Origin of the sequence: Pseudomonas sp. FeN3W (assembly GCA_030263805.2) — a bacterium.
Taxonomy (GTDB): domain Bacteria; phylum Pseudomonadota; class Gammaproteobacteria; order Pseudomonadales; family Pseudomonadaceae; genus Stutzerimonas; species Stutzerimonas stutzeri_G.
In genome coordinates, this window is record CP136010.1 from 1,135,041 (window position 1) to 1,155,858 (window position 20,818).

The window sequence follows — 20,818 nt, forward strand, 5'->3', positions numbered from 1 at the left end:
TTATAGCACAAAGGTCATCGCGAGGCTACTGCTTTGCACTTTCTCGGCGCCGAGCTCAGCCACTGACCAGCCCTGACCTGCAGGCCGCAGGTGCTTTGGTTTATCATCGCGGCTTTCCTTAATGCCTTCGCCTGCGGGCGCACAAGAGGTTTGCATGACTGTCACCATCAAGACGCCCGAAGATATCGAGAAGATGCGCATCGCCGGGCGCCTCGCCGCCGAAGTTCTCGAGATGATCGGCGAGCACGTCAAGCCAGGCGTCACCACCGATGAACTCGACCGCCTCTGCCACGAGCACATCGTCAACGTTCAGCAGGCGATCCCGGCCCCCCTCAACTACAAGGGCTTTCCCAAGTCGATCTGCACCTCGATCAACCACGTCGTCTGCCACGGCATTCCGAACGACAAGCCGCTGAAGGACGGTGACATCCTCAATATCGATATCACCGTGATAAAGGACGGCTATCACGGTGACACCAGCAAGATGTTCATGGTCGGCAAGGTGCCCGAGTGGGCCGAGCGCCTCTGCCAGGTCACCCAGGAATGCCTATATAAAGGTATCGAGCTGGTTCGCCCGGGCGCGCGCCTCGGAGATATCGGTGAGGTGATTCAGAAACACGCCGAGAAAAACGGGTTCTCCGTGGTCCGTGAATACTGTGGCCACGGTATCGGCAAGGTCTTCCACGAAGAGCCGCAGGTGCTGCACTACGGCCGTGCCGGCACCGGCATGGAACTGAAGGAAGGCATGACCTTCACCATCGAGCCGATGATCAACCAGGGTCGGGCGGAAACCCGCCTGCTCGGCGATGGCTGGACCGCCATCACCAAGGACCGCAAGCTGTCGGCGCAATGGGAACACACCATCCTGGTGACCGCTGACGGCTACGAGATCTTCACCCTGCGCAGCGACGACACCATCGCTCGCACCTCCGCCTGAGATTTCACAGCCGCAGCCCCCACGGGAGGACGTTCGCATGCCCCAGGTTGACCCGGAGCTGTTTGACCGCAGCCAGTTTCAGGCGGAGCTGGCGCTGAAGGCCAGCCCCATCGCTGCGTACAAGAAGGCCATACGCCAGGCGCGGCAGGTACTGGACGAGCGGTTCAAGGCAGGTCGGGACATCCGTCGCCTGATTCAGGATCGCGCCTGGTTCGTCGATCAGATTCTGCGCTCGGCCTGGGATCGCTTCGACTGGAACAAGGGCGCCGATATCGCGCTCGTCGCCGTGGGCGGCTATGGCCGAGGTGAACTGCACCCCTACTCCGATATCGACCTGCTGATCCTGCTCGACGCCAACGACCAGGAGATCTTTCGCGACTCGATCGAGGGCTTCCTGACGCTGCTCTGGGACATCGGCCTGGAAGTCGGGCAGGCCGTGCGTTCCGTCGCCGAATGCGCCGACGAGGCGCGCGCCGATCTAACGGTCATCACCAACCTGATGGAAAGCCGGACGATCGCCGGCCCGGAGCGCCTGCGCCAGGCGATGCTGCGGGTCACCAGCACCCAGCAGATGTGGCCGAGCAAGGAGTTCTTCCTCGCCAAGCGCAACGAGCAGCGCGCGCGACATGCCAAGTACAACAACACCGAGTACAACCTGGAGCCCAATGTAAAAGGCTCTCCCGGCGGCCTGCGCGACATCCAGACCATCCTCTGGATCGCCCGGCGCGAGTTCGGCACGCTCAATCTGCAGGCCATGGTCGACCAGGGATTTCTTACCGAGGGTGAACACAGCCTGCTGACCGCCGCCCAGGAGTTTCTCTGGAAGGTGCGCTACGGCCTGCACATGCTTGCCGGCCGTGCCGAGGACCGCCTGCTGTTCGACCATCAGCGCAGCCTGGCCGCGCTGCTGGGCTATGAAGACAACGATGCCAAGCTGGCTATCGAGCGCTTCATGCAGAAGTACTACCGAGTCGTCATGAGTATTGCCGAACTCAGCGATCTTGTCGGTCAGCACTTCGCCGAAGTGATTCTCTGGGAAGGCGAATCGGGCCCGATCGTGCCGCTCAACAGCCGATTCCAGGTGCGCGACGGCTACCTTGAGGTGAGCAACGCAGCCATCTTCAAACGCACCCCTTTCGCGATTCTGGAAACCTTCGTGCTGCTTGCCCAGCATCCCGACATCCAGGGTGTCCGCTCCGACACCATTCGCCTGCTCCGCGACCACCGCTATCTGATCGATGACATCTTCCGCCAGGATCTGCGCAACACCAGCCTGTTCATCGAGCTGTTCAAGTGCAAGGAAGGGATCCACCGCAATCTTCGGCGTATGAACCGCTACGGCATCCTGGGCCGCTATCTGCCGGAGTTCGGCCACATTGTCGGCCAGATGCAGCATGACCTGTTCCACATCTACACGGTCGATGCGCACACGCTCAACGTCATCAAGTACCTGCGCAAGCTGACCAAGCCAGGCGTCGCCGAGAAGTATCCGTTGGCCAGCAAGCTGGTCGAAAGGCTGCCCAAACCAGAGCTGATCTACATTGCCGGGCTCTATCACGACATCGCCAAAGGCCGTGGCGGAGACCATTCGGAGCTGGGCGCGGTGGATGCAGAGCAGTTCTGCAGTCGTCACAAGCTGCCGGCATGGGACACCCGCCTGGTGGTCTGGCTGGTGGAAAACCACCTGGTCATGTCCACCACAGCCCAGCGCAAGGACCTGTCCGACCCGCAGGTGATCAACGATTTCGCTCAGCTGGTCGGCGACGAGACACACCTGGACTACCTTTACGTCCTGACCGTGGCCGACATCAACGCCACCAACCCGACCCTGTGGAATTCCTGGCGCGCGAGCCTGCTGCGTCAGCTCTACACCGAGACCAAGCGCGCCCTGAAACGCGGGCTGGAAAACCCGCTGGGGCGCGAAGAGCAGATCCGCCAGACCCAGCGCGCTGCGCTGGATGACCTGGTGCGCCACGGCACCGACCCGGATGACGCCGAGCAACTCTGGGCGCAGCTGGGCGACGACTATTTCCTCCGGCACACCGCTACCGACGTGGCCTGGCATACCGACGCGATCATCGAGCACCCGGCCAACGGCGGACCACTCGTCCTGATCAAGGAAACCACACAGCGCGAGTTCGAAGGCGGCACGCAGATATTCATCTACGCACCGGACCAGCATGACTTCTTCGCCGTGACCGTGGCGGCGATGGATCAGCTCAATCTGAACATCCATGACGCACGCATTCTCACCTCGAGCAGCCAGTTCACGCTGGATACCTACATCGTGCTGGACGCCGACGGCAGCCCGATCGGCAACAATCCGGAACGGATCGAGGAGATTCGCAGCGGCCTGATCGCCGCCCTGCGCAATCCGGACGACTACCTGACCATCATCCAGCGCCGTGTTCCACGGCAACTCAAGCACTTCGCCTTCCCGCCGCAGGTCACCATCCACAACGACACACAGCGACCGCAGACCATCCTGGAAATCATCGCACCGGACCGTCCCGGCCTATTGGCACGGGTAGGTCAGCTGTTCCTCGATTTCGACCTGTCGGTGCAGAACGCCAAGATCGCAACCTTGGGCGAACGCGTGGAAGACGTGTTCTTCGTCACCGATGCGGACAACCAGCCACTGTCCGACCCGCAGTTCTGCCTGCGCCTGCAGCAGGCGCTCGTCAAGGAATTGCAGCAGGAGAACGAACAGCAGCCGTCGCCGAGCAGCATCCTGATCTGAGCTGCCCTCGCCTGCGCACCTACCCAGAGCTACAAGACAGGTATAGGCGCAGGCTCAATCCCAGGGCTGACCACGGGTCTGCTCGACGGCTGGCAGCTTCTGCTGCATTGCAGCCTTGGCCAGCATGTGCGCACTGACCGGTGCAGTGAGGAAGAGAAACAGCGTGATCAGCAGCTCGTGCAGGCTCAGGCCATCGTTCTGGCTGCTGAAAAAGATCATCGACGCGATCACGATACCGCCGACCCCCAGCGTCGTCGCCTTGGTCGGGCCATGCAGGCGCGTGTAGAAATCCGGCAGCCGGTAAAGGCCAATCGCACCGATCAGCGCGAAGAGGCTACCGATGATCAGGAACACGCTTACCAGCACTTCGATCCAGAATGGCATGTCGCTCCCCTCAATCAATGATGTCGCCGTGCAGCAGGTGCTTGCCAACTGCCACGGTACTGACGAACCCCATTACGGCAATCAGCAGTGCGGCCTCGAAGAACAGGTCAGAGGCGAGCCAGATGCCGAACAGCACGATAAGCGCGAGCGCGTTGATGTACAGCGTATCGAGCGCGAGCACTCGATCGGGCATGTCCGGCCCCTGGACCAGACGCACGACATTCAACACCGCCGCCAGCCCCAACACAGCCATACAGAACGGAATCACGTAGGCGAGCATTCGAAGATCTCCAGCAGTGGCGCTTCATAGTTACGTTTGACGTCAGCGATCAGCGCATCGACATCCGGCACGTCCAAGGCATGCACCATCAGCATCTGGCGATCCTGACTCAGGCAGGCTGATACCGTTCCGGGAGTCAGCGAGATGATGCTGGTCAGAGTGGACAGAACGAACTCGTTCTCGATGGCCATGGGCACCTCGATGAACGCAGGACGCAGGTTTTTCTTCGGCCCCAACACCAGTTTGGCAACGTGCACATTGGCCACGACGATGTCATAGAGCACCTTGAGCGAGAACACACACAGCTGCAGCGGCTTGCGTATGCGCGGCACTTCGATGAGAAAGCCCCGGACCAGAAGAGGAATCGCCCAGCCGAGAAACAGGCCAAGCAAGAGCTGCCCGAAGCTGAACGTGTTGTTCAGCAGCAGCCAGAGAATGGCCAGCATCAGCGTCAGTGCGGGATTGGGTAGCCAGCGTGCTTTCATGCCGCACCTCCCTGAAGGATCTGCAGATAAGGCGCAACATCCAGCAGCTGCGCAGCAGTGGCCTGCATGAACGCCTGCAGCGGGCCAGCGGCGACAACCAGCATCACACTACCAAGCAGCAGGCCGAGCGTCGCCAGAACCCGAATGGCATCGGCCGGCTGTCCCACCGCCTCGGAACTGGGGCGCCAGAACACCAGGCTGCCGGCTCGGCTCAGTGAAATCAGCATGCCCAGCCCGCCCACCAGCACCACGGCCCACAGCGCGATCGCGTCAGCACCAAGCTCGATGGCGCGCAGCAGCATTACCTTGCCGAGAAAGCCGGAGAATGGAGGTAAACCGGCGACGGAGATGGCGCCCATGAAGAACAGCGTGCCTAGCAGTAACGGCTGACGCAGCGCAGGCGCGGAAATCAGATCGGTCCCCAGGTCACCGCGCTGACGGGCTATCAGATCGGCGAGGAGGAACAGGCCGCCCGCGACCAGCGTACTGTGGACCAGGTAATAAAGTGCCGCAGCAAGCCCCGCCTCGCTGCCGAGCGCGATACCGGCCAGAAGCGTGCCCACCGACACGACCACCAGATAAGCCAGCAGTACCTGCAGACTGCGAGCGGCCAATGCGCCTATCACGGCCGCACCGAGTGTCAGCAGAGCCAGCGGCCAGAGCCAAAGATCGACCATGCCGCTCAACTCGCCCGCTTCGCTGCCGAAGACCAGGGTGAACACGCGAATGATCGCGTACAGGCCGACCTTGGTCATGATCGCGAACAGCGCTGCGACCGGCGCGGTGGCGGATGCATAAGCCCGCGGCAACCAGAAGTACAGCGGCAGGATTGCGCCCTTGAGTGCGAACACCACCAGCAGCAGATACCCAGCGGCCGCCAGCAGCGGCGCATCGGCCGGTTCGGCCGCAGCCACACGGGCAGCCATGTCGACCATGTTCAGGGTGCCCAGCAGCCCGTAGAGCATGCTCACGCCGATCAGAAATAACGAGGACCCGAGCAGGTTCAGCACCACATAGTGCATGCCCGAACGCACCCTGCGCTGGCCATGGCCGTGCAGCAGCAAGGCATACGAGGAGATCAACAGGATCTCGAAGAACACGAACAGGTTGAACAGGTCGCCGGTCAGGAAGGCACCATTGATGCCGAGCAACTGGAACTGGTAGAGGGCGTGAAAGTTCGGCCCGCGCTCATCATCACCACGGCAAGCGTACAGCGCTGCAAAACCAGCCAGCACGGCTGTCACCAGCAGCATCAACGCACTCAACCGGTCCAGCATGAGAATGATGCCGAATGGCGGTTGCCAGCTACCCAGCGCATAGATTCGCAGCTGGCCATCATCGGCAAGCAGGACCAGCCAGATCGCAATAGGGACCAGGGTCCAGGTTGCCGCCAATGAAAGCAGGCGCTTGGTCGACTTGTCCGCGCGATGGGCGAACAGCAACAGCGCCCCCATGAACAACGGCAGCAGCAGCGGAAGAATCAACGCATGATTCATTTGCGCGGCTCCTCACCATCGACATGATCGGTACGCAGCTCGCCGATGCTGCGCAACGCCAGTACCACCACGAAGGCGGTCATGGCAAAACCAATGACAATGGCCGTAAGCACCAGCGCCTGCGGCAGCGGATCGCCGTACTCCGCGCTCTTGCCGATCACCGCCGGAACGCCGGTCGCCAGTCGGCCCATGGAAAAGATGAACAGGTTGACCGCATAGGAAATCAGCGTCAGCCCCATCACCACCGGAAAGATCCGGGCACGCAGGAGCAGATAGACGCCGCTGGCCGTCATGATCCCCAGCGTGATCGCGAACAACGCTTCCACTACAGCACCTCCCTGTTGGAATCGTCCTGGCTGACCTGGCCGATGTTGGAAAGAATCAGCAATGTCGCGCCGACAACCACCAGATAAACCCCCAGATCGAAGAGCATTGCGGTCGCCAACTCGAACTCACCGACGAGAGGCAGATGGAAATACCCGAATGACGACGTCAGGAAGGCGTAGCCGAACGCCCAGCTGCCCAGACCCGTCAGCCCCGCAATAAGCAGGCCTGCACCGCAGAGTGCGTGATAGCTGATCGGTTGCCGCGCTTGTGCCCAGCTCACGCCGTGTGCGATGTATTGGAGAATCAGCGCCACCGCAGTGATGAGACCGGCAATGAATCCGCCACCCGGCAGGTTATGCCCTCGCAGGAAGACGAAAGCGGAGATCAGCAACGCCATCGGTAGCAGCGCGCGGGCAAGCGTATCCAGCACGATGGGGTGCCGATCAACCGACCAGGGACGCCCGCCGTAGTCGCGAACCGGGTGCGGCAGGCGCAGGCCTTTGAGCAACGCATAGATGCCTACGCCGGCGATCGCCAGCACCGCGATCTCGCCCAAGGTATCGAACCCGCGGAAGTCCACCAGAATCACATTCACGACGTTCTTGCCGCCGCCCCCGGAAACGCTGTTTTCGAGGAAGTACGACGCAATGCTGTCATAGGGCCGGGTCAGCACGGTGTAGGCAAGCAGCGCGACCATGGTGCCGCTGCCGCCCGCGAGAATGAAATCGCGGAAGCCGCGCAGGCTGCTCGACTCGGCAGGCGTACGGTCAGGCATGAAGAACAGCGCGAGAATCAGCAGGATGATCGTAACCACCTCTACCGAAAGCTGAGTCAGGGCCAGATCCGGAGCGGAAAAACGGGCAAACCCGAGCGCGACCATGAGACCGACGACACTGAGTACGATCAGTGCGGTCAGGCGGCGGCGATGGAAAAATACGGTCAGCAGCGAAGTCAGCGCGAGAATCGCCATGCCCAGCACCGTGATGCCATCGAGTGGTGTCAGCACGACCGGCCCATGCAGCGTTTCCAATGGGGTCAACGCATAGATCACGAGCACCAGAGTGCTGAACAGCATGAGGGCGATGTAACGTTGCAGCGAGCCGTTTTCCAGCAGACAGGTGACGTGGCGGGCAGCGAGGGTCAGTCCGGCCATTACCCGCTCGAACACCTCCAGCGAATCGACCGTCGGCAGTCCTTCATACCAGCGGAACGCCCACTTGCGCAGTGAGTAGATCAGTATTCCGCCAATCAGCGCAGCAAAGCTCATGGCCAGCGGCAGGTTGAAGCCGTGCCAGATCGACAGGCTGTATTCAGGCACATTGCCATTCAGCGTTCCCGACACCGCCGCCGCCAACAATGGGCCTACGGTGAAAGCCGGCAGCATTCCCACCAACAGGCAGAGCAACACGAGGATTTCCACCGGAATCTTCATGTAGCGAGCTGGTTCATGCGGCGGGTACTTCGGCAGATCGATCGGCTCGCCGTTGAAGAACACGTCATGCACGAAACGCAGCGAGTAGGCCACCGAAAACGCGCCGGCCAATGTCGCCGCAGCGGGAATCGTCCAGTAGAAGCTACCGAGCAGGTGCTGATCGAGCGTCTCGGCGAAGAACATTTCCTTGCTCAGGAAGCCATTGAGCAATGGCACGCCGGCCATCGCCAGCGACGCCACCATGGCGAGTGCCGCGGTGTGCGGCATGTACTTCCACATGCCATTGATGCGGCGCATGTCGCGAGTGCCCGTCTCGTGATCGATGATCCCGGCGGCCATGAACAGCGAAGCCTTGAAGGTCGCGTGGTTGATGATGTGAAAGATCGCCGCCACCGCCGCAAGACGCGAATCCAGGCCGAAAAGCAAGGTGATCAGGCCCAGATGACTGATGGTGGAGTAGGCCAGCAGGCCTTTCAGGTCGTGCTGGAACAGCGCCATCACTGCACCCAGCAGCAATGTCGCCAGCCCGGTGACGCTGACCATGTAGAACCACCACTCCGACTCGGCCAGTGCCGGGTACAGCCGAGCAAGCAGGAAGACACCAGCCTTGACCATGGTCGCGGAATGCAGGAAAGCCGACACCGGTGTGGGGGCCGCCATTGCCTGCGGCAACCAGAAATGAAACGGGAACTGCGCCGATTTGGTGAACACACCGAGCAACACGAGAATCAAGGTCAGCGGATACAGGGCATTGGCGCGGATCAGATCGCCCGAAGCGAGCACGGTTGTCAGCTCGAAGCTGCCTACGATATGGCCAATCAGCAGAATCCCCGCGAGCAAGGCGAGGCCGCCGCCCCCGGTGATGGCGAGCGCCATGCGTGCACCCTGGCGGGCATCGGCGCGGTGATTCCAGTAACCGATCAGCAGGAACGACGACAAGCTCGTCAGCTCCCAGAACATCAGCATCAGCAGCAGGTTCTCGGACAGCACCACACCGAGCATGGCGCCCATGAACAACAGGAAGAAGCCGAAGAATCGCCCCATCGGATCCTTCTTCGACAGGTAGTAGCGTGCGTAGAGAATGACCAGAAGACCGATGCCGAGAATCAGCAGGGCGAAGAGAAAGCCCAATCCGTCGAGGCGCAGGCTGAGGTTGAGACCGAGCTGCGGCAGCCACTCGTAATGGATGATCTCGGTCTGGCCGGCAAATACCTCGGCCCGTTTTGACAGCAGCAGAACCAGTGCTGTCAGTGGCGCCAGGCCCGCACCGAAGGCGCAAGCGGAGCGACCGAACCGCTCCAGGAACAAAGGCAGGAAGATGCCCAGAAATGGCAAAGCGATGATCAGCGCAAGCGCCATGAACGAGACCCCTTAAGCCACCTGTCCGGAGGCATTCTTATCCTTGCAGGCACAGCAACTGCCTGAAACACCACACAAATGTGCGGCCGATTATCCATACCGATGATGCTGGCGTCATGGATTCATGTATTTCGAAAAACAAAAAGCGCTGTCACCGTTCCGTTTCCAGAACGGCGACAGCGCCCTGACTTCAGCCCCGGACAGTCGCTGCCGTGGTCAAGGCGCCACGCGACTGGTGCCACTGACGGTCATGATGCGAACCCGTTGCCCAACGCGAAATACCTGATTGGGCTCCACCGCCTGCACATAGGCACGCATGTTTCCATCATCCTCGCGCACGGTGATCTCGACACCTTGGGTACGGGTTACCCCCTCTTCCGCCGCCGCACCGAGCATGCCACCGGCAACCGCACCGATCACGGCAGCAACCGCACTGCCACGACCGCCGCCGATGCCACTGCCGGCAACGCCACCAACCACGGCACCGGCGCCGGTGCCGATGGGGGTCTTGGTTCCCTCGATCTGCACCGGACGCAGCGATTCGATGGTTCCGTAACGCACGGTCTGTACGGCTCGCGCCTCGTCCCGGGAATAGGTATCTCCGGTCAGGCTGGAGGCGCACCCGCTCAGAGCGAGCGTCAAGGCTGTAAAGGAAGCGACATAAATGGACCTACGCATTGCAATTCTCCTGCGGACAGCTGTTTCGTTCTGAACGGCGGCATGAGCAGTAGCGACAAAAAAGCGCTTGGCAACTTCTCCGTCCTGACTCAGCATTTACTACTTTCCAAGCATACATATGCGAGTCGAACCCTGCGCACCGGTTCCTCTCGACGAGACGATCCATGGATTACTTCATCATAGCCGTCACCACTATCGCGGGCCTGGCTTTTCACGGGTGGCTGATCGTGCGCTTCCGGCGCTGGGCCGATCGGGACCTGGCGCTTTCGATCGCTGGAGGCGACCCAGACAAGCGCAGCTGGATGCTACAACGCCTCGCCGATGCAAAGAGCCAGAAGATCAAGCGGCGCGAATTGCAAAGCTGGCTTGAGCAGCAGGCACAGCATTACCCCGGAGCCTGATTTCGGACAGTTTGCAATAGACCAGCCCGAACAAAGGGCCGCGCCTTCAAGGCCTCTGACCATCGGAAGACACATTCCTCGCATCAGGTGATCGCTTGCTGGTTACTGAACGTTACCAGCACCGCGCGCGCGAGCTTTGCTCGCTGGCGTCCAGCGAAGCGCCGCCCTGCGCGGTACAGGCAAACTTGGAACAACTTAGTTCGTTGTTTGGAGACCCACTAGGGCGCCAAGCGCTCCCGCTGCCAGCTGTTTGCGATCAATCGATAGTCGAGACGGTCATGCAGGCGGCTAGGCCGGCCCTGCCAGAACTCCATCCGCTCCGGCAACAGGCGATATCCACCCCAGTGCGGCGGACAATGCGGCGCAGTGTCGAGAAAGCGCTGCTCGGTTTCCGCCAGCAAACGCTCGAGTTCGGCGCGATCGCGAATCACCTGGCTCTGCGGCGACGCCCAGGCACCGAGCCGGCTACCCAATGGGCGGACCTGAAAATAGGCATCCGACTCTTCCAGAGTGACCTTCTCCACCCGCCCCTCGATACGAACCTGGCGCTCGAGTGTCGGCCAGAAGAAGGTCATGGCTGCATAAGGCGCTGCATTCAGTTGCTCGCCCTTGGCGCTCTCGTAATTGGTGAAAAAGGTAAAGCCGCGATCATCCAACGCTTTGAGGAGCAGGATGCGACAGTGAGGACGACCGTCGGAGTCGACCGTGGCCAGGGACATCGCGTTAGGCTCCACCGGCGCCTGTTCGGTTTTCGTAGCCTCGGCGAACCACTGACGAAACAATCCGAACGGCTCGGCTGGTGCATTGGCCTCGCTGAGTCCGTCACGGGTGTAGTCACGGCGCATATCGGCCAGGGTCTGGATCATCGCGGGGCTCCTTGTAGTCGAATAAGCAGGCTTCAGCCTACCAGGCGGCCATTCGCCGGGCGACGGTGGTTGAACCCAGCCGGCCTGTATGGACTAGCTTATCCGCGTGCTTAGGCAACTCGCTTGATTCAAGGCAACCATGCCCAACGAAAACAGGCCCGCATGCGGGCCTGTCGATATCCAATGCCTGGCAGTGTTACTTGGCGACCTCGGCTTGCGCCACCTGCGTCGCCGACGGCGCCGGCTGCTCGTAATTGGCGATCAATGCAAGCATCGTCGCCTGCGGCGCCAGTACCATCTCGACCCGACGGTTCAGGGCCCGGCCTTCCTTGCTGTCGTTGGCAGCACGCGGCATATCGGAACCCAGGCCGCGAATGCGCAGGCGGTTATGTTTAAGGCCACTCAGGCGGAAAATGGCCGCCACGGCACCAGCACGCTCGCGACTGATGGTGCGATTGATGTCCGCAGAGCCCGTGCTGTCGGCATGACCAAGTACGACTACGGCCGTCTTGTCGTCCTTCTCGACCAGCTTCGCGACGCGAGTGATCGGCCCGAGGGTTACCGGCAAGAGCATACCGGGACGATCCGGATTGAACGAGGAATCTACCGGCGCCGTCACTACCAGTACGCTGTCCCTACGCTCCACCTCGAAACCACTCCCAATAAGGGCATCCTTCAACTGCGGCTCATACTCGTCGAGCCAGGCGTAATCCACCTTGACTGCGACCGAAGCAGCGACCTCGCTCGGTTTCTCGCTCTTCGAGCTGCAGCCGGCAACGACGATCATGCAGAAAATCAGGGAGGTGCTCTTCAGCAGGTTCATGAGGCAGGTTCCGTCAACCAGAGGCGTTCTAGGAGGGAGCGACCAATCGAGGTGAGGCCACTATTGAGTTCGAGTTGAAATTGTGGACGCAAGCCCTTCTTTTGAAAAGCCTGTGAGGCCAGAAGTGACGAGTGGTTCAACGCAGGCATGTCGCAACACTGCGCGCTAGCGATTGCGCACGCGGGTCCATCAGCACGTAGGGGCCGAGGGTATTGGTCACGAAACCGAACGCCAGTTCCCGCTCCGGATCGGCAAAACCGACACTGCCACCGGCTCCGGGGTGGCCGAACGCCCGCGGGCCCATGCCAAAGGTGGCGTTGGCGACGTTCGGCTGATCCAGCCAGCAGCCCAGCCCGAAACGCGTGGCGGCCAACAGCGTGCGGTCTTCTCCGGCGCTGTGCTCGCTGGTCATCTCGCGCAGTAGCGACTCACCCAGAAGCTTGCCCTGCAGCAGCCCGGTATAGAAACCCGCCAACGAGCGGGCATTGCCATGGCCATTGGCTGCCGGTTGCGCCATGCGTCGCCATTCCGGTTTGTTACCACTGCTCATGATGGACGGTGGATTGTTGAAGGCCCGGACACTTATCGACTCAGGCTCGCTCATCAAAGCCTTGAACAGGCGCTGCGCGGCAGCGTCACCGAAGTCGTTCTTGGTGCGAGTGAGATAAGCGACGCGATGAGCCTCGGAATCGTCGAGGCCGACATGGAAGTCCAGCCCGAGCGGCACCGCCGTCCGACGAACGATCGACTCGCCAGGGCCGCAGCCATCGACACGACGCAGGAGTTCACCAACCAGCCAGCCGTAGGTCATCGCCGCGTAGCCCTGATCGGTGCCGGGCGTCCACCATGGTTCTTCGGCAGCTAGCGCGGCGGTCATGATATCCCAGTCGTACAGCGCTTCTGCGGCCAGCGGTCTGCGAATCGCCGGCACCCCTGCCCGATGACAGAGCAGCTGGCGCAGGGTGATGGCCTCCTTGCCATTGACCGCGAACTCCGGCCATACACGGCCGACGGGCTCATCCAGCTGCAGCTTGCCTTCCTCGACCAACTGCAGCGCAGCGACCCCGGTGAAGGTCTTGGTGCAGGAGAACAGGTTGACCAGCGTATCGCTGTGCCACACCTGCTCGCCCTGGTTGTCGGCAACGCCGGCCCAGAGGTCGACGACCGTCTCGCCACCGATCTGCACGCAGAGTGCCGCGCCGCGCTGCTGGGTGCCATCGAACAGTGCGCCGAACGCATCGCGAACGGCCTCGAAACGAAGATCGAAATAGCCCTGAATCTGCACGCTGTCACCTCTCGCAATCAATTCTCGGGATTCTTGCAACCGCCGCTACGCAACGGAACCGCCAGACGAAGCGCTGATGGGTGGATATCGCGACCGGTTATCTCGCCCAGTCAACCGATCTCGCGACGGAACGGCGGCAGCGCATTGAGGATCGCCTTGCCATAGCGCTGCATCACCACCCGCCGGTCGAGCAGCGTGATGGTTCCACGGTCCGCCTCGGTACGCAGCAGCCGGCCACAGGCCTGCACCAGTCGCAGAGAGGCATCGGGAACGGCGATCTCCATGAAGGGATTGCCGCCGCGCGCCTCGATCCACTCTGCCAGCGCCGCCTCGACCGGGTCATCGGGGACTGCGAACGGAATCTTCGCAATCACCACATGTTCGCAGTACGCCCCCGGCAGGTCGACGCCTTCGGCAAAGCTGGCAAGCCCGAACAGCACGCTGGACTCGCCATCGTCCACCCGCGCCTTGTGCTTGTTCAGCGTTTCCTGCTTGGACAGATTGCCCTGGATCAGCACCCGCCGACGCCATTCACGCTCAAGGCCATCGAACACGTCCTGCATCTGCTTGCGCGAGGAGAACAGCACCAGTGTTCCCCGCGCCCCTTCGACCAGCCCCGGCAGGTCGCGGACGATGGCTGCCGTATGTGCTGCAGCATCGCGCGGATCGGCCTTCAGGTCCGGGACGCGCAGGACCCCGGCATCGGCATGATGAAAAGGACTCGGCACCACGGCGGTGACCGCCGCCCTGGGCAAGCCGGCGCGCATGCGATAGCGGTCGAAGCTGTTCAGCGCCGTGAGCGTCGCCGATGTCACCAGCGCACCAAAGGCGACATTCCAGAGATTGCGCCGCAGTGTTTCCGCTGCGAGGATCGGACTGGCATTGACCTCGATATCGAACAGCGCCCCGCCTTCCGCCAGGGTCAGCCAGCGCGCCATTGGCGGGCTGTCCTCCGGATCTTCGACGGTGAATGCGGTCCACAACTCCCAATTGTTCTGCGAACGCGTCAGCAGACTGCCGAACAGCGGGTACCACTCCTCGGCCTGATGGCTGGCGATTCCGCCACCTGCTTCTCCGTCCATGGCCTCCTTGAGCAGTTCAGCGATGCGACTGAACAGATCGGTCAGCTTGGAAAAACCCTTCTTCAGTTCGGTGCCCAGCTCGATCAGATGCTCCGGCACCACGCCACCGACGAAACGGTGCCGAGGCCGTTCACGGCCCTCCATGTCCTCACCAGCCTTGAAGTCGGCCAACTGCTCACAGGCACTGAACATGAACTGCTGCTGAGTACGCAGATCGCGAGCCAGTTCGGGGATGCCCTCCATCAATCGGCCGAGCTCGCCCGGCAGCGGATGCTGGGCGAGCAGCTTGGTCAGATTCTTTTCCACCTGCCCGAGCCAGTCAGCCGTGGAACGCAATCGGGTGAAATGGGCGAAGTGACCGATGGCCTTGTCCGGCAGGTGATGACCTTCGTCGAAGACGTAGATGGTGTCACGTGGATCGGGCAATACCGCACCGCCGCCAAGGGCCAGATCAGCCAGAACCATGTCGTGGTTGGTGACGATCACGTCGACCTTGGTCATGCCCTCACGCGCCTTGTAGAACGCGCACTGCTGAAAGTTGGGGCAATGCCGGCCGGTACATTGGCTGTGATCCGTAGTGAGCTGCGACCAGTCCGCATCACCCAGCTCCTCCGGCCAGCTGTCGCGGTCGCCATCCCAGCGATTACCCGCCAACTTCTCGATCATGCCGGTGAACAGTTTCTGACTGCGCTCGTCGACCTCGATCCGGAAGCCTTCTTCCTCGAACAGCTGGGCTGTCGCGCTCTGCGCCTGGCCCTCCTGCAGCAAAAGATCCAGCTTTGACAGGCACAGGTAACGCCCGCGGCCCTTGGCCAACGCGAAACTGAAATTCAGCCCGCTGTTGCGCATCAGGTCTGGCAGATCCTTGTGCACGATCTGCTCCTGCAGGGCAACCGTGGCGGTGGCGATCACCAGCCGCTTGCCAGCAGCCTTGGCGGTGGGGATCGCCGCCAGACTGTAGGCGACTGTCTTGCCTGTACCGGTGCCCGCCTCGACCGCGACGACCGCGGGCTCGCTCTCGCGGCGCCCTTCATCGTCGGTCTTGATAGTGCCGAGCACCTTGGCGACCTCGGCGATCATCAGACGCTGGCCATAGCGGGCCTTGAGCCCTTTGGCTTCGAGAAAGCGGGTGTAGGCGCCCTGGATCTGGGACTTGAGTTCGGTGCTGAGCATGGGCGCGGAGCTGTATATATTTTCAGTACTTCAATGGGGCGGCTATGATAGCGCGCGTTCGCCCTGTCGCCACCGGAGATTTGCCACATGACGTCATTTGCCCTGCTTTATACATTGCATTTACTCGCCGCAACGGTCTGGGTGGGCGGAATGTTTTTCGCCTGGATGGTCCTGCGCCCGGCGGCGGTGGCGATGCTGCAGGCACCGGAACGCTTGACATTATGGGCAGATGTTTTCCGACGTTTTTTCGTCTGGGTCTGGGTAGCGGTGCTGGTATTACCGGTGAGTGGCATCGGCATGTGGCACATGCGTTTCGGACCGCTGGAAAGCGCACCGCGCTACGTGCACATCATGGCCGGCCTGTATCTGGTGATGCTGGCGCTGTTTCTACGTATCCAGCTGCTGCAGCTGCCAGTCCTCAAGCGCGCAATCGAAGCCGGGCGGTGGCCGGACGGTGGTGCGGCGCTCGGACAGATCCGCCGACTGGTGGGCATCAACCTCGTGCTCGGCCTGCTGGTGGTCGCACTGGCCAGCGCACGGCCGCCGTTCTGACAGCTTAAAAATAAAACAGCCGGGCACAGGGCCCGGCTGGATCTGTTACCGCACTCGACTCAAGGACGTGCATCGACCTCGGCCTCTACGCGACGGTTGATCGCGCGACCTTCTTCGGTTGCGTTATCGGCCACCGGGCGCGATTCGCCGTAGCCAACCGCATTAACCCGATTACCCTCGACGCCATACTGGTCGACCAGCACCTGACGAACCGCATTGGCGCGGCGCTCGGAGAGACGCTGATTGTAGGCATCGGTACCGACGGAGTCGGTGTGGCCTTCGAGCACGGTTGTGGTCTGGCCGTATTCCTTCATGAAATCAGCCAGATTCTGGATGTCGCCATAGCTGTCCTGCTTGACCACATCACGATCGAAGTCGAACTTGACGTCCAGCTCGACGCGCACCGGCTCTGCCGCTGGCTCCGGTTCCGGCTCGGACTGAGGCATCGGCTCGACCGTCTCGACAACGGCGACGGTTTCCTCTTCCATACCGTTGGCCCAACAATAGGCTGCCGCGACACCACCGCCGATCAGCGCACCCCAACCAGCATAGGAGCTGCTCTCGATGGCCCCCAGCGCGGCACCGGTCACGCCACCCACGGCCGCACATGTCGGCCAATCCTGTTTCTGCACGCCTGCACAACCAGCCAGGAACGTGGTCATGACAATAACGGGTACTGCTGTCCGTAATGTACTCATCGATCAAAACCTCCAGTATGAACATTCAGCCAGAATCGCCACGTACGGGAATCCGGGCGGCTCCGGTTACTTTCAGACTAGGCCGACAAACGGCACCGCGCTAGTCTTCACCTTTGAAACGAGGATTCTCGATTGACCGAAAACCCTGTAGTGCACACGCCACAACAAGCGCTTGCGGCGATGCTCGATCACTATGCCCCAAGCCATCTGTTGCACGTGGGACGTAGCGATCAACCTGCCCTGGCTGCCTACGCCGAATGTCATCCGGAGTGTCAGCTAGAGCGCGCCGATGCTGCACCGCTACCAGAACAACTGGCCTCGCGGCGCTACGATCTGGCCCTGTTCGTCGACTGCCTGGAGCACTTGCCCAAGCGTAACGGCCTGGAGCTGCTCGGCAGCGTTCGCAATCTGAATGCCAGCCGGATGGCGGTACTCGTGGATCTCGACGCATGCGAATGGCAGACAACAGACTTCTACGCACTGGCCCTGCAAGTCAGCGAGCGCTTCCAGCGCGACGGACAGACCTTGACGCTCTTCACCTACGACCTGCTCCAATACAAGCAGGTTCCGGACTGGCTGAATGCCAGGTTCTGGGCCAACCCGGAAAACTTCGGAAAGTACTGGTGGTGACATGAGCGAACAGCGAACCCTCGCGCCGAACTGCCCTTGCGGCAGCGGCAATGCGCTTGATCAGTGCTGCGGCCGTTATCACGCTGGCACGCCCGCACCCAGCGCCGAACTGCTGATGCGCTCGCGCTACAGCGCCTACGTGCTGGGTCTGGTCGACTATCTGCAGGCCACCACGCTGCCGGTACAACAGGCGGCGCTGGATTTGGAAGGCATGCGCCGCTGGAGCCTGGACAGCACCTGGTTGGGGCTGGAGGTGAGCGAGAGTGCGGTACTGGGCGGCAAGCCAGAGCATGCACGAGTGACCTTCACCGCCCGCTGGCACGACCAGGCGGGCGAGCATGCGCACCAGGAACGCTCAGCGTTCGTTCAATGTGACGGCAAATGGTATTTCATCGATCCGACAGTGCCACTCAAGGCCGGACGTAACGATCCCTGCCCGTGCGGCAGCGGTTCGAAATTCAAGAAGTGTTGCGCCGCCTACGTCTGATGCCAGACGACGCGGCGGAATAGCCGCCGCACGAGGCGGCGGCGTGGAGCGGATGCGCTATTTCTCGACGAACGCGCGCTCGATCAGGTAGTGCCCCGGGTCGCCCATGCGTGGCGAGACGCTCAGACCGAAGCTGTCCAGCACCTGACTGGTTTCGTCCAGCATACTCGGGCTACCGCAAATCATCGCGCGATCGTCCTGCGGATTGATCGGTGGCAGACCAATGTCGTTGAACAGTTTGCCACTGCGCATCAGCTCGGTCAGGCGGCCCTGATTCTCGAAAGGCTCGCGCGTCACGGTCGGGTAATAGATCAGCTTTTCCTTCACCGCCTCACCAAAGAACTCGTTCTGCGGCAAGTGCTCGGTGATGAACTCGCGATAGGCGACTTCGTTTACGTAACGAACACCATGCACCAGCACGACCTTGTCGAAGCGCTCGTAGGTTTCCGGGTCCTGGATGACACTCATGAACGGCGCCAAGCCCGTGCCGGTGCTGAGCAGGTAAAGGTGCTTGCCAGGCAGCAGGTCGTCGAGCACCAGCGTTCCGGTTGGCTTTCGGCTGACCATGACCTGGTCGCCCTCCTGCAGGTGCTGCAGACGTGACGTCAGCGGGCCGTTCTGCACCTTGATGCTGAAGAACTCCAGGTACTCTTCGTAGTTGGGACTGGCGATACTGTAGGCACGCATCAACGGACGGCCCTCGACCTCGAGACCGATCATGACGAACTGGCCGTTCTCGAAGCGCAGGCCTGCATTGCGGGTGGTCTTGAAGCTGAACAGCGTATCGTTCCAATGGTGCACACTGAGAACGCGCTCTACGTTCAGATTGCTCATGCTACGAATTCCTCGTGGTGTCGCGACGGCGTCGTTACGTGATGCCAGTCTAGCGATAGCGGCCTTATTCCTTAACTGGATAATAAAGATATAGGTTATCGGTTATATAGATATGCATTTCACCCTCCGCCAGATCGAAGTGTTTGCCGCCGTCGCCCGCCAGGAAAGCGTGTCGCGCGCGGCCGAAAGCCTCTCGTTGTCACAGTCCGCGACCAGCACATCGCTGGCCGAACTGGAACGCCAATCTGGCTGCCAACTCTTCGACCGCGCCGGCAAAAGGCTCTGCTTGAATGCACTCGGACAACAGCTGCTGCCGCAGGCGGTTGCCCTGCTCGATCAGGCACGCGCCATCGAGGACCTGCTCAACGGCAAGAGCGGCTTCGGTTCACTGGCGGTTGGTGCGACGCTGACGATCGGCAACTACCTCGCCACGTTGCTGATCGGCAGTTTCATGCAGCGCCACCCGGAGTGCCGAGTGAAGCTGCACGTGCACAACACCGCGCATATCGTGCATCAGATCGCGCAACATGAACTTGATCTGGGTTTGATCGAGGGTGATTGCCAGCACCCGGACCTTGAGGTCCAACCGTGGATCGAAGATGAGCTGGTGGTGTTCTGCGCACCGCAGCATTCGCTGGCCGGACGCGACGAGGTGGGTCTGGACGAACTGACCAGCGAAGCCTGGATTCTCCGCGAGCAGGGCTCCGGCACGCGGATGACCTTCGAGCAGGCCGTGCGGCATCGGCCAGGCAAGCTGAACGTGCGACTCGAGCTGGAGCACACCGAAGCGATCAAACGCGCGGTGGAGTCGGGACTGGGGATCGGCTGTATTTCTCGGCTGGCGCTGCGGGACGCCTTTCGCCGTGGCAGCCTGGTACCGGTGGCGACCCCGGAGCTGGACCTGCGCCGCCAGTTCTACTTCATCTGGCATTCGCACAAATATCAGACCGCGGCCATGCTCGAGTTCGTCGAACAGTGTCGCGCCCTGACCTCAGGCGTGCGCCGCAGCGATGAGATCCAGCTGCCGCCGATCGCCTGAGGCCATATCTGGCTTCAGCTGGTGGGAATGGAACCCATCTGCTGCAGCAACAAGGCCGCCTGGGTGCGGGTACGCACGCCGAGCTTGCGGAAGATGGCGGTAACGTGGGCCTTGATGGTCGCCTCGGAAACGCTGAGCTCGTAGGCGATCTGCTTGTTCAACAGCCCGTCACAGACCATGGTCAGCACTCGGAACTGTTGCGGCGTCAGGCTGGCAAGCCCGGCGCTGGCGGCCTTGGCTTCATCGCTGACGTTGGCCACATCCTGGATGTTGCTCGGCCACCAGACATCGCCATCCAGAACCGCACGTACCGCTTCCTGGATGGTTTCCAGAGAGCTGGACTTGGGAATGAAACCGCTGGCACCGAACTCACGCGAGCGCGCAACGACCGCTGCATCCTCCTGTGCCGAGATCATGACTACCGGTAGATGCGGATACTGCCCCCTCAGCAGTACCAGCCCCGAGAAACCATAGGCTCCAGGCATGTTCAAATCCAGCAGCACCAGATCCCAATCGGCGCCCTGATTCAGCAAGCTTTCCAATTCGGCGATGCTCGCCGCTTCCACCAGACGTACGTTTTCCCCAAGCCCCATGGTGAGCGCCTGTTGCAGCGCGCTGCGGAAAAGCGGGTGATCATCGGCAATGATTATTTCGTAAGCAGCCATTGGCAGACCTGTAGTTTTTATTGGCGCTTTTTCATCGGCTTGAGCAGCCGATGCCGACAAGATGACGGCAGAAACCCCGAGACAACGCTCCGGGGATGGTCCGATGTGAAATTTCGGCCGGCTCGATCGAATATCGACCGCCCGCCACAACAAATCAAGCGGCGC

20 protein-coding genes and 1 pseudogene are annotated in these 20,818 nt (G+C 61.4%); 7 read left to right on the forward strand and 14 right to left on the reverse strand.

Annotated features, from left to right (window positions below):
• The first annotated feature begins 154 nt into the window (after positions 1 to 154).
• Together map and P5704_005165 are read left to right on the forward strand one after the other, a co-directional pair.
• On the forward strand, positions 155 to 937 hold the full coding sequence (gene map, locus P5704_005160; GenBank protein WOF79886.1) for a type I methionyl aminopeptidase: 783 nt from the start codon (positions 155 to 157) through the stop codon (positions 935 to 937).
• Between the two features lie 37 nt (positions 938 to 974).
• Positions 975 to 3,677 carry a [protein-PII] uridylyltransferase gene (locus tag P5704_005165; GenBank protein WOF79887.1) on the forward strand — a complete coding sequence of 901 codons (2,703 nt, stop codon included), beginning with the start codon at positions 975 to 977 and terminating at the stop codon, positions 3,675 to 3,677.
• Positions 3,678 to 3,731: 54 nt separating this feature from the next.
• Here P5704_005165 and P5704_005170 read toward each other — a convergent pair whose 3' ends face one another.
• From P5704_005170 to P5704_005200, 7 genes are all read right to left on the reverse strand, one after another.
• A complete protein-coding gene (locus P5704_005170; protein ID WOF79888.1) occupies positions 3,732 to 4,061 on the reverse strand; it encodes a Na+/H+ antiporter subunit G in 330 nt (109 codons plus the stop codon).
• Positions 4,062 to 4,071: 10 nt separating this feature from the next.
• Positions 4,072 to 4,341 (reverse strand): K+/H+ antiporter subunit F, encoded by a 270-nt coding sequence (locus P5704_005175; GenBank protein ID WOF79889.1) that lies wholly within the window; start codon positions 4,339 to 4,341, stop codon positions 4,072 to 4,074.
• Positions 4,326 to 4,826 carry a Na+/H+ antiporter subunit E gene (locus P5704_005180; protein ID WOF79890.1) on the reverse strand — a complete coding sequence of 167 codons (501 nt, stop codon included), beginning with the start codon at positions 4,824 to 4,826 and terminating at the stop codon, positions 4,326 to 4,328. The genes P5704_005175 and P5704_005180 overlap by 16 nt, the downstream gene beginning before the upstream one ends.
• Positions 4,823 to 6,322 (reverse strand): monovalent cation/H+ antiporter subunit D, encoded by a 1,500-nt coding sequence (locus tag P5704_005185; GenBank protein ID WOF79891.1) that lies wholly within the window; start codon positions 6,320 to 6,322, stop codon positions 4,823 to 4,825. Before P5704_005185 ends, P5704_005180 begins: the two co-directional genes overlap by 4 nt.
• Complete coding sequence (locus P5704_005190) at positions 6,319 to 6,648, reverse strand: Na+/H+ antiporter subunit C (protein ID WOF79892.1); 330 nt, start codon at positions 6,646 to 6,648, stop codon at positions 6,319 to 6,321. The genes P5704_005185 and P5704_005190 overlap by 4 nt, the downstream gene beginning before the upstream one ends.
• The gene (locus tag P5704_005195; GenBank protein ID WOF79893.1) at positions 6,648 to 9,440 is read right to left on the reverse strand and encodes a monovalent cation/H+ antiporter subunit A; all 2,793 of its coding nucleotides are present in this window, start codon (positions 9,438 to 9,440) and stop codon (positions 6,648 to 6,650) included. Before P5704_005195 ends, P5704_005190 begins: the two co-directional genes overlap by 1 nt.
• A gap of 216 nt (positions 9,441 to 9,656) precedes the next feature.
• Positions 9,657 to 10,118, reverse strand: coding sequence for a glycine zipper 2TM domain-containing protein (locus P5704_005200; protein WOF79894.1), 462 nt, complete (start codon positions 10,116 to 10,118; stop codon positions 9,657 to 9,659).
• Between the two features lie 164 nt (positions 10,119 to 10,282).
• Here P5704_005200 and P5704_005205 point away from each other — a divergent pair, with 164 nt between their 5' ends.
• Positions 10,283 to 10,519, forward strand: a complete 237-nt coding sequence (locus tag P5704_005205) for a hypothetical protein (GenBank protein WOF79895.1) — start codon at positions 10,283 to 10,285, stop codon at positions 10,517 to 10,519.
• 218 nt (positions 10,520 to 10,737) lie between these two features.
• On the opposite strand, the gene pdxH is transcribed toward P5704_005205, so the two are convergent.
• The 4 genes from pdxH to dinG form a co-directional block, all read right to left on the reverse strand.
• Positions 10,738 to 11,385, reverse strand: coding sequence for a pyridoxamine 5'-phosphate oxidase (gene pdxH / locus P5704_005210; protein WOF79896.1), 648 nt, complete (start codon positions 11,383 to 11,385; stop codon positions 10,738 to 10,740).
• Positions 11,386 to 11,581: 196 nt separating this feature from the next.
• Positions 11,582 to 12,208 carry an OmpA family protein gene (locus P5704_005215; GenBank protein WOF79897.1) on the reverse strand — a complete coding sequence of 209 codons (627 nt, stop codon included), beginning with the start codon at positions 12,206 to 12,208 and terminating at the stop codon, positions 11,582 to 11,584.
• Positions 12,209 to 12,344: 136 nt separating this feature from the next.
• Positions 12,345 to 13,493 (reverse strand): serine hydrolase domain-containing protein, encoded by a 1,149-nt coding sequence (locus P5704_005220; protein WOF79898.1) that lies wholly within the window; start codon positions 13,491 to 13,493, stop codon positions 12,345 to 12,347.
• A 110-nt stretch (positions 13,494 to 13,603) separates the two neighbouring features.
• Positions 13,604 to 15,748, reverse strand: a complete 2,145-nt coding sequence (dinG, locus tag P5704_005225; protein ID WOF79899.1) for an ATP-dependent DNA helicase DinG — start codon at positions 15,746 to 15,748, stop codon at positions 13,604 to 13,606.
• Between the two features lie 87 nt (positions 15,749 to 15,835).
• Between dinG and P5704_005230 the strand changes: the two genes are divergently transcribed.
• Positions 15,836 to 16,300, forward strand: a complete 465-nt coding sequence (locus tag P5704_005230) for a CopD family protein (protein WOF79900.1) — start codon at positions 15,836 to 15,838, stop codon at positions 16,298 to 16,300.
• Between the two features lie 59 nt (positions 16,301 to 16,359).
• Here P5704_005230 and P5704_005235 read toward each other — a convergent pair.
• Positions 16,360 to 16,719: pseudogene (locus tag P5704_005235) on the reverse strand (OmpA family protein).
• A gap of 459 nt (positions 16,720 to 17,178) precedes the next feature.
• Here P5704_005235 and P5704_005240 point away from each other — a divergent pair.
• Both P5704_005240 and P5704_005245 read left to right on the forward strand, forming a co-directional pair.
• Complete coding sequence (locus P5704_005240; protein ID WOF81175.1) at positions 17,179 to 17,628, forward strand: DUF6231 family protein; 450 nt, start codon at positions 17,179 to 17,181, stop codon at positions 17,626 to 17,628.
• A 1-nt stretch (position 17,629) separates the two neighbouring features.
• Positions 17,630 to 18,115: a YchJ family protein gene (locus P5704_005245; protein ID WOF79901.1), complete on the forward strand. Its 486-nt coding sequence runs from the start codon at positions 17,630 to 17,632 to the stop codon at positions 18,113 to 18,115.
• Positions 18,116 to 18,172: 57 nt separating this feature from the next.
• Here P5704_005245 and fpr read toward each other — a convergent pair whose 3' ends face one another.
• Positions 18,173 to 18,949: a ferredoxin-NADP reductase gene (gene fpr, locus P5704_005250; protein WOF79902.1), complete on the reverse strand. Its 777-nt coding sequence runs from the start codon at positions 18,947 to 18,949 to the stop codon at positions 18,173 to 18,175.
• A gap of 112 nt (positions 18,950 to 19,061) precedes the next feature.
• On the opposite strand from fpr, the gene P5704_005255 reads away from it, so the two are divergent.
• Complete coding sequence (locus P5704_005255; GenBank protein WOF79903.1) at positions 19,062 to 19,988, forward strand: LysR family transcriptional regulator; 927 nt, start codon at positions 19,062 to 19,064, stop codon at positions 19,986 to 19,988.
• 14 nt (positions 19,989 to 20,002) lie between these two features.
• On the opposite strand, the gene erdR is transcribed toward P5704_005255, so the two are convergent.
• Positions 20,003 to 20,653: a response regulator transcription factor ErdR gene (gene erdR, locus P5704_005260; GenBank protein ID WOF79904.1), complete on the reverse strand. Its 651-nt coding sequence runs from the start codon at positions 20,651 to 20,653 to the stop codon at positions 20,003 to 20,005.
• Positions 20,654 to 20,818: the final 165 nt, after the last annotated feature.